The 12,381-nt window shown below is 71.9% G+C and carries 12 protein-coding genes; 1 reads left to right on the forward strand and 11 read right to left on the reverse strand.

What is annotated here, in order from left to right:
- The first annotated feature begins 3 nt into the window (after positions 1–3).
- Positions 4–2,334, forward strand: coding sequence for a transglutaminase TgpA family protein (locus tag AC0VYD_RS17955; RefSeq protein ID WP_475480298.1), 2,331 nt, complete (start codon positions 4–6; stop codon positions 2,332–2,334).
- A gap of 319 nt (positions 2,335–2,653) precedes the next feature.
- Here the strand turns inward: AC0VYD_RS17955 and AC0VYD_RS17960 are convergent, their stop codons facing one another.
- From AC0VYD_RS17960 to AC0VYD_RS18010, 11 genes are all read right to left on the reverse strand, one after another.
- Positions 2,654–3,079, reverse strand: coding sequence for a DUF3040 domain-containing protein (locus tag AC0VYD_RS17960; protein WP_473038823.1), 426 nt, complete (start codon positions 3,077–3,079; stop codon positions 2,654–2,656).
- A gap of 243 nt (positions 3,080–3,322) precedes the next feature.
- Complete coding sequence (gene dinB, locus AC0VYD_RS17965) at positions 3,323–4,609, reverse strand: DNA polymerase IV (protein ID WP_475476661.1); 1,287 nt, start codon at positions 4,607–4,609, stop codon at positions 3,323–3,325.
- 83 nt (positions 4,610–4,692) lie between these two features.
- The gene (locus AC0VYD_RS17970; RefSeq protein ID WP_475476662.1) at positions 4,693–5,490 is read right to left on the reverse strand and encodes a methyltransferase domain-containing protein; all 798 of its coding nucleotides are present in this window, start codon (positions 5,488–5,490) and stop codon (positions 4,693–4,695) included.
- Between the two features lie 72 nt (positions 5,491–5,562).
- Positions 5,563–5,976, reverse strand: a complete 414-nt coding sequence (gene nusB / locus AC0VYD_RS17975; protein WP_191272362.1) for a transcription antitermination factor NusB — start codon at positions 5,974–5,976, stop codon at positions 5,563–5,565.
- The gene (efp, locus tag AC0VYD_RS17980) at positions 5,976–6,539 is read right to left on the reverse strand and encodes an elongation factor P (protein WP_191272365.1); all 564 of its coding nucleotides are present in this window, start codon (positions 6,537–6,539) and stop codon (positions 5,976–5,978) included. The genes nusB and efp overlap by 1 nt, the downstream gene beginning before the upstream one ends.
- 158 nt (positions 6,540–6,697) lie before the next feature.
- Positions 6,698–7,780: a 3-dehydroquinate synthase gene (gene aroB, locus AC0VYD_RS17985; RefSeq protein ID WP_475476663.1), complete on the reverse strand. Its 1,083-nt coding sequence runs from the start codon at positions 7,778–7,780 to the stop codon at positions 6,698–6,700.
- The gene (locus AC0VYD_RS17990; protein WP_475480299.1) at positions 7,777–8,295 is read right to left on the reverse strand and encodes a shikimate kinase; all 519 of its coding nucleotides are present in this window, start codon (positions 8,293–8,295) and stop codon (positions 7,777–7,779) included. The genes aroB and AC0VYD_RS17990 overlap by 4 nt, the downstream gene beginning before the upstream one ends.
- A 212-nt stretch (positions 8,296–8,507) precedes the next feature.
- Positions 8,508–9,689 carry a chorismate synthase gene (aroC, locus tag AC0VYD_RS17995; RefSeq protein WP_475476664.1) on the reverse strand — a complete coding sequence of 394 codons (1,182 nt, stop codon included), beginning with the start codon at positions 9,687–9,689 and terminating at the stop codon, positions 8,508–8,510.
- Positions 9,690–9,740: 51 nt separating this feature from the next.
- On the reverse strand, positions 9,741–10,856 hold the full coding sequence (locus tag AC0VYD_RS18000; RefSeq protein ID WP_475476665.1) for a prepilin peptidase: 1,116 nt from the start codon (positions 10,854–10,856) through the stop codon (positions 9,741–9,743).
- Positions 10,857–10,995: 139 nt separating this feature from the next.
- Positions 10,996–11,703 carry an SseB family protein gene (locus AC0VYD_RS18005; RefSeq protein WP_475476666.1) on the reverse strand — a complete coding sequence of 236 codons (708 nt, stop codon included), beginning with the start codon at positions 11,701–11,703 and terminating at the stop codon, positions 10,996–10,998.
- A 108-nt stretch (positions 11,704–11,811) separates the two neighbouring features.
- Positions 11,812–12,282: a MarR family winged helix-turn-helix transcriptional regulator gene (locus tag AC0VYD_RS18010; RefSeq protein WP_475476667.1), complete on the reverse strand. Its 471-nt coding sequence runs from the start codon at positions 12,280–12,282 to the stop codon at positions 11,812–11,814.
- Positions 12,283–12,381: the final 99 nt, after the last annotated feature.

Raw genomic sequence — 12,381 nt, forward strand, 5'->3', positions numbered from 1 at the left:
CTGATGCCCCTGGCCGCCCTGGTCTCGATGCTGGCCGCGCTGCCCCTGCTGGGCGGGCTGGTACGCGGCGGGGACTGGTGGGTTCCGGCCGCCCTCCTCATGGCCGCCACGACCGCCGTGTCCGCCCTGTACCGGCTGAGCGGCCGCAACTCCCTGCCGGTGCCCTTCCTCCAGGTGTTCGCGGCGGCCCTGCTGTTCACCCCGCTGTTCGCGCCGGGGACGGGCTTCCTGGGCGTCGTGCCCACCCCGGCCACCTTCGAGCACGCCTGGGCCCTGTTCGAGCAGGGCGTGCACAACATCAACGTCAGCGCTCCCCCGGTCGTGCCCTCCGAGGGCCTGCGGATGATCATCGCGCTGACCTTCCTGGTGTTCGCGGTGACCTCGGACTTCCTGGCCGTGACAGCGCGCTGCCCGGGGATGGTCGGCGGTCTGCTGCTGGCACTGCTCCTGGTTCCGCTCACCGTGGACGACACGGGCCTGACCTGGGTGCAGGCCGGGGTGTGCGCCGCCGGCTTCCTCGCCCTGCTCGCCGCGGACATGTGGGCCCGGAGCCGCTCGTGGGGGGTGATGGTCCCGGACGGGCCCGACCCCGCGAGCCGGTTCAGCGCCAGGGCCGTCCGGCTGGCCACCGTGGGCGCCGCCGCGTCCACAGCGATCGTTCTGGCCCTGGTCCTGCCCCTGGCGGTGCCCTCCCTGAGGACCGACGCCTTCTACACGATGGCCGACGACACCCAGTTCGGGTCGGGCGACAACGTGACCACCACGCACCCGCTGGTCTCGCTCCGGCGCGACCTGGCCTCCTCCTCCGACCGGACCGTGCTGACCTACCGTTCGGACTCCGACTCCCCCGAGTACCTGCGCACCTACGTCCTGGACGAGTTCGACGGCGAGAACTGGACGATGTCCCCGGTCTACGCCGGCCGTGACTCCGGCCTCGACGACGTCCTCCCCCTCCCCGAGGGCTGGGACCAGGACACCGGAACCCCGGTCACCACCCAGGTGTCCCTGGAGTCCGACGCCCCCCGGATGGAGTTCCTGCCCCTGCCCTATCCCACACGCTCGGTCGAGGTGTCCGGTGACTGGTACGTGGACTCCGACACCCTGATGGTCTTCACCACCGACACACCACCGACGGGGTTCAGCTTCACCGCCGAGTCCGCCCAGACCGAGCCCGACGCCGAGGCCCTGGCCGAGGCCGGAGTGCCCCGCTCCCTTTCCCGCGACTACCTGGACCTCCCCCGGGACCTGGACGAGAGCGTCCGGGAACTCACCGACTCCCTGACCGAGAACGCCGACTCCGCCTACCAGCGCGCCACCGCTCTCCAGGACTTCTTCACCGGCGGTTCCTTCACCTACGACCTGAGCCCGCCCTCGGTCCCCAGCGACGCCGACCCTCTGGTCCACTTCCTGACGGAGGACCGGATCGGCTACTGCGAGCAGTTCGCCGGAGCGATGGCGGTCATGGCCCGTCAGGCCGACATCCCGGCCCGGGTCGCGGTGGGATACACCGCGGGCGAGCAGATGGGCGACGGCCGCTGGTCCGTGTCCGTCGGCGACGCGCACGCCTGGCCCGAGCTGTACTTCGAGGGGACGGGCTGGGTGCGTTTCGAGCCCACCCCCTCCTCCTCCCGCGGGCAGGGTTCGGCCTCGGTTCCCGAGTACACCTCCGGCGCCGACGTCGACCCCGCACCGATCCCCGACACCGAACCCTCGGAACGCGACGCGCCCGAGCCGAGCGAGACGGACGAGGAGGAGCCCCGGCCCTCTCCCGAGGAGAGCGGCTCCGCCGAGGAGGAACCCACCGAGGCGGTCGGCGGCACGGCGGACGACGCCGCAAACACCACCGGAATGCCGTGGCAGCCGGTGGTCGGGGGCCTGCTCGGCGTCCTGCTGTCGTTGGCAGCCCCGGCCCTGGCCCGGGGTTTGGTTCGCTGGTCGCGCCGGTCCGCGCTGGCCTCGCCCGGAGCCCCGGCCGCACACACGGCGTGGCGGGAGCTACGCGACACCTGTATCGACCTGGGGGTGGACTGGTCGCTCACGGAGAGCCCGCGGGCGACCGCCCTGCGGCTGAGCGCCCTCGGGCGGGACGGCGCCCCGCTACCGACCGACGTCCGGGCCGCTCTGTGGCGCCTGGCCCTGGCGGAGGAGGCGGCTCGGTACGCTCCCGACCCCGCAAGCGGCGGTCGACCGGCCGAGGACCTGGGTACGGCCCGGTCCGGGCTGGCCGCCGCCGCGGCCGGAGGCGACCGGTGGCGCGCCGTCCTCCTCCCCCGTTCCCTCGCGCCGTGGCGCCGTCCTCGGATCGAGGCCGCGGCCGCTCCCGCCGTCCCCTGACCGGGCCCGACCGGGTACGCCGGGGCCCGGTCGGGCGGTGGTGGTGTCGGCGGTGCGGCCGCGAGCCGCCCACCTGATCTCCGGTCGGTGGCCGCCCCGGAGACCGGTGGAGCGCACGGGCCCGGAGGACACCGGAAACAGGGCCGGGCCAGGGTGCGCGAGAGGCGTGGGTGAGACGGGAGAGGGCACCGGAGAACAGGACGCGAAAGAACGGTGGGGCCCGCACACGGTAACCGTGTGCGGGCCCCACCGTCACGGAACACGAGTGTTCACGGTGCCCGTCTGACTGCAGGGGCCGGGGCCCGACAGGGGCGAGTTCCTACTCCTCGCCCTCCTGGCGGCGACGCCACCGCTCCTCGAAGCGGTTCATCATGCCCGGGCGCTTGCCGCCCCTGCGCTTGTGTCTGGGCTCGGCCTCGGCCTCGGCCATCATCGCCTCCGCACCGCCGCCGGCGGACTTGCGCCAGGCGTTGGCGCCCAGCAGGAAGGAGGCCAGCATGAAGATGAACCCGAGGACACTGATGGTGACCGGAATCGCCAGCGACGAGTCCGGGTTGCTCAACAGCAGGCCCAGGAGCAGCAGTCCCATGCCGAGTACGAAGCCGATTCCGGCCTTGATGATCCAGCGCTTGTAATGGACTCCCGGGTTCGTCTGCCGAACAGTGTTCGCGAACTTCGGGTCCTCGGCATACAGCGCCTGCTCGATCTGGTCGAGCATGCGCTGCTCGTGTTCAGAGAGCGGCACGGCGCCTCCCTACTGCAGTCCCCGGTTGGGGTGACGGGTACTGATGAACAGTCTCTTGGTCAGTGGTATGCCCAGAATACGGTGCACTAGCGCCTGGTGGAAAGAAAAGCTGCGTGTGTACCTGACCCACTACGGCCACGATACCCTCGCCCTGTATCGGAAACACCGGCTTCCATGCCTCTCTTCTTACCCTGACTCCGGTTCTACTCCGACAACGCTCGGAGGCCCCCGGAAGTTGCCGCATCATACGTCGTTTTCGTCACGCTTGGCCAATACGGCCGACTGTATCGCGCCTGGACCGAAACGTGCCTTCACTCGGTCCATAACCCGTTCAACGTCACGCCAACCGGTGTCCTCCTCCCCCAGGGCCAACTGCCGGTGCGCGTGCTCCACCGGGGCGACCCCCTCCATCCGGACCCCCACCAGACGCAGCGGCGACCCCTTCAGCCCCGACGCCGCGTAGAGCGCACGCGCCACCGTGCTGATCTCCCGAGCAACGTCGGTGCTCTCGGAGAGGGTCCTCGCCCTGGTGATCGTGGAGAAGTCTGCCCTGCGCAGTTTCACGCTCACCGTCCGCCCCACCTGACCGGAGACGCGCAGGCGGTGCGCGACCTTCTCGGACAGGCGCAGCAGCTCCCGGTCGATCAGACCCGGGTCGACGACGTCCTCCGCGAAGGTCTCCTCGGCGCCGATGCTCTTGTCCTGGGTCTCCGGCAGGACCGGACTGGGGTCCTCACCCCGGGCGAGCTCGGCCAGGCGGGTACCGGCCTTCTCACCGAGCTCCATGCGCAGCAGCTGGGTGTCGGCCCGGGCCAGGGCGCCGACCGTGCGCAGCCCCAGCCGGGCGAGTGTGCGTTCGGTCTTGTCCCCGACCCCGGGCAGCGCCCCGACGGGCAGGGGGTCCAGGAATCCGTGCACCGCGGCTGTGGGAACCAGCAGCAACCCGTCGGGTTTGCAGTGGGTGGAGCCGAGCTTGGCGACGAAACGGGTGGCGGCGACCCCGACCGAGCAGGTGAGGCGCTGCTCCCGCCGGACCCGTTCACGGATCATCGCAGCGATGCGCACGGGACCGCCGAGACGGCGACGGGAACCGGAGACGTCCAGGAAGGCCTCGTCCAGCGACAGCGGCTGCACAAGGGGTGTCACCGAGCGCAGGATGTCCATGACCGCCTCGGAGGCCTGCCGGTAGGCGGCGCCGTCCGGCGGGTAGACCAGGGCGTCCGGGCACAGCCGCATCGCCTGGGCCATGGGCATCGCCGAGTGCACGCCGTGGCGGCGGGCGGTGTAGTCGGCGGAGGAGACCACGCTGCGCGGACCGGTGCCGCCCACGATCACGGGGCGGCCGCGCGCCTCGGGGCGGCGCAGCTGTTCCACGCTCGCGAAGAACGCGTCCATGTCCAGGTGCAGGACGTGGCAGTCCTCGTCCGGGCCGGAACCGTCCACCGGAAAGTCCGCGCCCAACGGCGCGATGCCGTCCGGGGAGACCATGCCGCGCAGGGCGGCACCGCGTTCCAGTTGACGTCGGCTCATGAGCCCAGGTTATGTCCTGCCCGGAGCCGCCGGCCCCCGGAACGGGTCCGGGACCGGCCACCCCGGCCCCGGGTCCGCGGGGGCTAGGACTTGAACGCGACGGCGTGCAACTGGGTGGCGATGCCGATCAGCTCGGGGTGGTCGGCGGCGGCCTTCTCCAGCTCCACCAGGCGCTGCCCGGCCTGGGCGTCGCCCTCCCAGGCGTGCCCAGGCAGGACGTCGGCGAACACGCGCACCCCGCGGACGCTCTCCCCGGTCAGACCGGAGTGGTTGATCAGTTCCAGGAGCTGCTGGCGGGTGAGCCGCCGGGGCATGGGGTCGGCCTCGCCCCAGCGCCCGTCGGGGTCCGAGAGCAGGTGCTGCGCCTCGGTGACGTGCCCGGCCAGGGCACGGTGCAGGGCGCCGGCGACGGCGTTGGTCACCAGAAGGCTGACCGCACCGCCGGGGCGCGTGATACCGGCGACGTCAGCCAGCGCGGCAGCGGGCTCGTCAACGTACTCGAGCACGTTGTGCACAAGCACGAGGTCGGCGCTGTCGGCGGGGAACAGCGAGGCCAGGTCCTGGGTCTCCCCCTGGACGCCGCGCACCGCGACACCGCTCTCGGCGGCGCGGCGCTCCAGGGCGGCCAGGGAGTCCGGACTGGGCTCGACGACGGTCACGCGGTGACCGAGCTCGGCGAGCGGGACGGCGGCGCCGCCGGTGCCGCCGCCCGCGTCGACGATCTCCAGGGGCTCGCCGTCGGAGAGGCGGGCCAGCAGCTGCGAGAGCGCGTCCCACACCACGGCGGTCCGAGCGGCGTTGGCCACCCGCGCGGGACCGGTCACACCGCTCGTACCGAAACCGCCTGTCGCGGTCGCGGACGTGCCGCTCCTGTCAGTCACCTGCGTTCCCTCAATCAGCTAGTGCCCGGCCCCGAAGGGGCTGGGTCCGCCCGCCCCGGCCTCGGCGAGGCCTCAGAGCGAGAGCGTCGACTTGTTCTCCATCAGCCTAGACAGAAGTCCGCTGATGAAGTTGGGCGACTCGTCGGTGGAGAGCTCCTTGGCCACGCCGACGGCCTCGGCGATCGCCACACCGTCGGGGATGTCCTCGGCCCACAGTAGTTCGTAGGCGCCCATCCGGAGGATGTTGCGGTCGACGACCGGCATCCGCTCCAGGGTCCATCCGATGGCGTAGCTGTCCAGGAGCTCGTCGATCCGCTCACGCCGCTCGTCGACGGAGCGGGCGAGCCGCTCGGTGAACTCGTTGATCGGCGGCTCGGGTTGGGCCCGGCGTCGCTTGATGACGTCTTCCACCGAGGTGCCGCGCACCTCGGCCTCGTAGAGGACCTCCACCGCGCGCCGACGGGCCTTACGCCGTGCACCACTCATCAGTTGACACGCCCGAGGTAGTCGCCCGTGCGGGTGTCGACCTTGACGCGCTCGCCGGTGGTGACGAACAGGGGCACCTGGATGGTGGCGCCGGTCTGGAGGGTGGCGGGCTTGGTGCCGCCGGTGGAGCGGTCGCCCTGGACGCCCGGGTCGGTCTGGGTGATCTCCAGCTCGACGGCGGCGGGCATCTCGATGTAGAGCGGGTTGCCCTCGTTGATGGCCACCGTGACCTTGGTGTTCTCCAGGAGGAAGCCCTTGGCGTCGCCGACCACGGCCTCGGAGACCGGGATCTGGTCGAAGGTCTGGGTGTCCATGAAGACGAAGGAGTCACCGTCGTGGTACAGGTACTCCATGTCACGGCGGTCGACGCTGGCGAACTCGACCTTGGCACCGGCGTTGAAGGTCTTGTCGACGATCTTGCCCGTGAGGACGTTCTTCAGCTTGGTGCGGACGAACGCGCCGCCCTTGCCCGGCTTGACGTGCTGGAACTCAAGGACGTTCCAGAGAACGCCGCCGTCGAGCCGCAGGGTCGTGCCGTTCTTGATGTCGTTCGTCGAGGCCACTTCGGTCGTCTCTCCAAGGGGTGTGACACGTCGGAGACCGGACTCGCTGGTCCGGTCGGTGGTCAGTGGGGCGAGGCGCGGTTCCCGTGGCGGTCGGTTGTGCAGAAAACGGCCCCGGACACTCCTCGCCTCCGGTCAGTCTAGTGGGTCCCGGGGACTCAGGAACCGTTCACGACCGCCTGGTAGGCCTCGTCCAGCAGCTCAGGCGCGGGTCCGCTGAGGATCGCGGGCGCGGCCAGGCCGTCCAGGACGACGAAGCGCAGGGTGGCTCCGCGGGCCTTCTTGTCCACGGCCATGGTGGCGCGCAGCTCGGGCCAGGCCTCGGCGGCGTAGCTGACGGGCAGACCCACCGAGGTGAGCAACGACCGGTGCCGTTGGACCAGGGCGTCGTCGATCCGGCCGTCCAGGCGGGCGAGTTCGGCGGCGAAGACCATGCCGATGGAGACCGCGTAGCCGTGCCGGAAGGTGTAGTTCTCGGCCCGTTCGATGGCGTGCCCGAGGGTGTGGCCGTAGTTGAGGATCTCACGGCGGCCGCTCTCCCGGAGGTCGCCGGAGACCACGTCGGCCTTGACCCGGATGGCGCGTTCGATGAGTTCGCGTGTGTGCCTGCCCTCGGGGAGGGTGGCACCCTCGGGGTCGTCCTCGACCAGGTCGCAGATGGCGGGGTCGTCGATGAACCCGGCCTTGATGATCTCGGCCAGTCCGCCGATGTAGTCGGCTCCGGGCAGGCTCGGCAGCGTGGCGAGGTCGCAGAGCACCCCGGCCGGGGGGTGGAAGGCGCCCACGAGGTTCTTGCCCTCCGGGGTGTTGATACCGGTCTTGCCGCCGACCGCGGCGTCGACCATGCCCAACAGGGTGGTGGGCACCAGCACCGAACGGACCCCGCGCAGCCAGGTCGCGGCGACGAAACCGGCCAGGTCGGTGGCGGCCCCGCCGCCCACACCGACCACGGCGTCGCTGCGGGTGAAGTTGGCCCCGCCCAGACGCGACCACAGGTCGGCGGCGACGGCGGCGGTCTTGGCGGCCTCGCCGTCGGGTACCGGCATGGGCAGCACCCGGTAGCCGGCCTCCTCCAGAGCACCGACCACGGGGCGGGCGATCTCGCCCAGCCCTTCGGGGTGGATGACCGCCACCTGCGCGGCGTCGCCGACCAGGGAGGGAAGTTCGGAGAGGACCCCGCTGCCGACCACCACGTCGTAGCGTCCGGCGGGCTCGCCCACACCGATCCGGGTCGCGGTCACTTCTCGGCCTTTCCAGTGGGCTGGGGCCCCTCGGGGAGGGAGGACACGATGCTGTCGACGATCTCCTCGGGGTGGTACTCCGTCGTGGGCACGGTCACCGTGGCGAGGCCCTCGTAGACGGGCAGCCGCTCGTTGAGGAGCTTGCGCAGCTGGGTGCGCGGGTTCCCGGACAGCAGGGGGCGGGCCACGTCCATCCCGACGCGCTTGGCCGCCTCACCGAACTCCACCTGGAGGTAGACCACGTGGTGGTCGGCCAGGTCCCTGCGGGTGTCCTCGTCCAGGACCGCGCCGCCGCCGACCGCGATGACGCCCTCCCAGGCGCGCAGCCCCTCGGCGACCACCTCGCGCTCCAGGGCCCGGAAGTGTTCCTCGCCGTCCTGGATGAAGATGTCGCTGATGGGCTTGCCCGCCCGTTTCTCGATCTCGGTGTCGGTGCACAACAGGTCCGCGCCGAGGCGGCGGGCCAGTGCCTCACCGACGGTGGACTTGCCCGAACCGGGCGAACCGATGAGCACCGCGATCGCTCTTGCCACGCTCTGCCTACCTCTGGGGGTGCCGCTCCCCACGGGGGCGGGGAGGAAATCTCTACCGTGTGCCCCCCTGTCTAGCAGAAACACCGCCTCCGCCGGCCCGGAGTCGACCAGGCGGTGGACGGCGGCGGGGCGGGGACCTCCCCGAGGGCCGGGAGAAGGGCGGCCCGCCCTCCGGTGAGGACGGACCGGTCGTTCTAGCGGATCTCCAGCGAGTCCAGGTAGCCCCGGAGGTTGCGGGCGGTCTCGGAGAGCGAGTCGCCGCCGAACTTCTCGACGGCGGCCTCTGCGATGACCAGGGCGACCATGGCCTCGGCGACCACACCGGCGGCCGGGACCGCGGTGACGTCGCTGCGCTGGTGGTTGGCCTTGGTGGACTCGCCGGTCTCGATGTCGACGGTGTCCAGCGCCTTGGGCACCGTGGCGATGGGCTTCATCGCGGCACGCACGCGCAGCGGGTCGCCGGTGGACATGCCGCCTTCGACACCGCCCGCGCGGTTGGTGCGGCGGCGCACGCCGTCGGGGCCCGGTTCGATCTCGTCGTGGGCCTCGGAACCGCGGCGGGCCGCGGTACGGAAACCGTCACCGACCTCCACGCCCTTGATGGCCTGGATGCCCATGAGGGCCCCGGCAAGGCGGGAGTCCAGACGGCGGTCCCAGTGGACGTGGCTGCCCAGCCCGGGCGGCAGGTTGTAGGCGAGCACCTCGACGACTCCGCCCAGGGTGTCCCCGGACTTCTTGGTGTCGTCGACCTCCTCGACCATGCGGGCGCTGGTCTGGGCGTCGAAACAGCGCAGCGGGTCCTCGTCGATCGCGGCGAGGTCCTGCGGCTGCGGTTCGGGAGCGTTCTCCGGAACCGCTACGGGCCCCATGGAGACCACGTGGCTGAGGATCTCGACGCCGAGCGCCTGGCGGCAGAACTGCCGGGCGACTTCGCCGACCGCGACCCGGGCCGCGGTCTCGCGGGCGCTGGCGCGCTCCAGGATCGGTCGGGACTCGGTGTGCCCGTACTTCTGCATGCCGACGAGGTCGGCGTGGCCGGGGCGGGGGCGGGTGAGCGGCGCGTTGCGCGCCACGCCGTCCAGTTCCTCGGCGGGAACCGGGTCCGGCGACATCACCTTCTCCCACTTGGGCCACTCGGTGTTTCCGACCTCGATCGCGACCGGCCCACCCTGGGTGATGCCGTGCCGGATGCCTCCGATGACGGAGACCTGGTCCTTCTCGAACTTCATCCGGGCGCCCCGACCGTACCCGGCGCGGCGGCGGAGCAGTGCGGCGGCGATGTCGTCAGAGGTGACGGACACACCGGCCGGAAGGCCCTCCAGAATCGCGACGAGTGCAGGTCCGTGGGACTCCCCCGCGGTCAGCCAACGCAACATGTGCACGATCCTCCCACGGATCGCCCCCCGGGGTCGCCACCGGGATCACGGTTAGGACGTGTTCGGAAGAAGCGGTTGCCCTGCCAGAACGGTGGTGAGTGCGGCGCAGAGCATGAACGGGCCCAGCGGCAGGGGTTCGGCCCGGGTGATCCGGCGCAGGGCCAGCAGGGCCAGGCCGAGCAGGGAGAAGGCGGTGAAGGCCCAGAAGGCGGCGACCAGCGCGCCCACCGGTCCGGCGGCCCAGCCCGCGTAGAGACCGGTGAGCCCGGACAGTTTGACGTCGCCGAAACCGAGCCCGCCCGGTCTGATCCGCCACATCAGCCAGTACAGGACCGTGATGAGGGCCATGCCGACGAGGGCCTGGGCGCCGCGTTCGGTGTCGGGGCCCGCGGGCGGAAGGAGTACCGCAGCGGCCAGGAGAAGGGCCGCGGCGGGGTAGGAGGGGGCCACGAGGGCGTCGGGCAGGCGCATGACCCGCAGGTCGATGACGGCCAGGGGGACTCCGAGCGCGACGAGCCAGAGCACCGCCAGCAGGCCGAAGGGCGACCAGGTCCAGAGGTGCCACGGAGTGAGGGCTCCGACCAGCGCGAAGAGCAGGGCGGTGGTGAGGACGACCGCCGTGTGCGGACGAACGCGCCGTTCACAGTGGGGGCAGGCGCCGCGCTGGCGGAAGGGGCGGGCCGCGACGAGCGGGAGTCCGCGGACGAAGGGGAGTTCGGCTCGGCAGTGCGGGCAGCAGGGCGGCGGCGGCCCCTCCTCGTCCTCCTCCGCATCAGGGGGGAAGGCGGTGTCGGAGGGGAGGGGCGGGGGGACGGCTGGCGGGGCGTCAGGCGCGCCTTCCCGGTCCGCGTGCACGCCTGTGGCACTCTCCTGAGCGGGACGGGCCCGACGTGGCGCCTGGCCCGGGAGGGTCTGCTCCGGGGGATCGCCGCCTGTCGGAACCCGGTCCCGCGCGACGGACGGGGCGTCCGGCCCGGTCTCGGGCGGCCCGGAACCGGGCGGCCCCGGTTCCACCGTGCTCGCGGGCCCGGGCGGGCGGGCCGGACCGAAGAGGTGGACGAGGCGACCGGAGGTACGGCCGACCGCGATGCCGAGCGCACCGAGGACGGCGGCCGCCAGGACCGCCCACAACAGCGGGGACAGCGTGAAGGCCAAGGGAGTGGGCATGTTCGGAAGTTACCCGTTGGGGTCGCTCCGCGACAGTGCTCGCGGCGGCCTGTGGACAACCCTGCGGGCCGGGCCCCGCGCCCTTGCTCCGGCGCCCGCCCCCGCGACCCCCTCCCGGCGGGCCGGGGCCGACGGGGGATCACTCCCCGTCGCGTCGGGCGCGCACCACGGCGCTGAGTTCGACCCCTCCGGGCAGGACGTGCTGGAGTTCGGTGCCCAGTCGTTCGGCGACGCGGCGCAGCGACTCGTCGTCCCGTTCGTCCAGTTCCAGGCGGATGCCGATCTCCCCGCGCTCGGAGGGGTGGATGCGTACGCGTTCGATCCCGAACTCGGCGTGGGTCACCCGGTAGATGAGCGCCAGGACCTGCGGGTCGTCCTTGGGCTCGGGCACGGCGCCCTCTTCGGCGAGCAGGGTGAGGAAGCGTCCCTGAACGGTGTACGGGACCGGCCCGGACACGTCGAGGACCAGGGCGTCGGCGTTCTCCTCCAGGGTGGCCCGGCAGGCGTCCTGGGTGGTGAAGGGCACCGGGCGGGCGTCCGCGCGCCAGCGCCGGACGGCGTCCACGGAGGTGAAGGCCAGCACACCCCGCCGACCGTCCTTGCCGGTCATGACGGGGATGGCCACCTCGCTGTTCTTGTCCTTGGTGAGCCCGCCCGCGCCCTCCTCGGTCTCGGTGGCCACGGCGACCACCGGCACGAGCACGCGGGATCCGCTCAGGGCGGTCAGGACCTGGCGGTCGCCGATCCTGCCCGCCGCGTGGTCGCGCAGGCGGGCCTCGACTTCCGGGTCGGCGCTGCCGTCGTCGTCGCGGAAGTTCTGGGCGCCGGTGATCGATGGTCTGCTCACGGGGTCCGAGCCTACCCGGGGCGGGCGTCCGCCGTGCGACCGCTCCTCGGACAGGGCGGTGTGCCCGATCCTGCCCCGCGGAGGCGCACGGTCATCGCCCCGCCCGGGCTACTCGGGTCCCCCGCCCTGCTCAGGGTGTCCGCCGCCGAGGGTGTCGACGATCCCCCTGAGCTGGTCGACCTGGCTGTCGGAGAGCCGGTCGAACATGAGGGACCGCACCCGGGCCGCGTGACCCGGCGCCGCCCGGTCGAGGGCTGTCGCACCCCGCTCGGTGAGGACCGCCCACAGTCCGCGCCGGTCGTCCTCGCAGTGCTCCCGCCGCACGTGGCCCTCGCGTTCGAGCCGGGCGATCTGATGGGACAGGCGGCTTCTGGAAACGATGACGGTCTCGGCGAGGACCCGCATGCGCATGCGCTGCCGCGGCGCCTCGGAGAGGTGGGCCAGGATGCCGTACTCGATGAGCGAGAAACCGTCACGGGTGCGCAGGTCGCGTTCGAGTTCGTCGTAGATCCAGGCGTTCATGCGCAGGAACCCACGCCAGACGTCCTGTTCGTCGGGCTCGAGCCAGGCCTTCTCCATGACCCGATTCTAACGAGGGGGTCTTGCGCCCCGGAACTCGAGGACCTAAACTCCTTCCCAGGAAGATACTTCTAAGGCACTTTGTTCTCAGGCAGAGAG

The sequence above is a fragment of the Nocardiopsis sp. iso_40 genome (assembly GCF_056173285.1).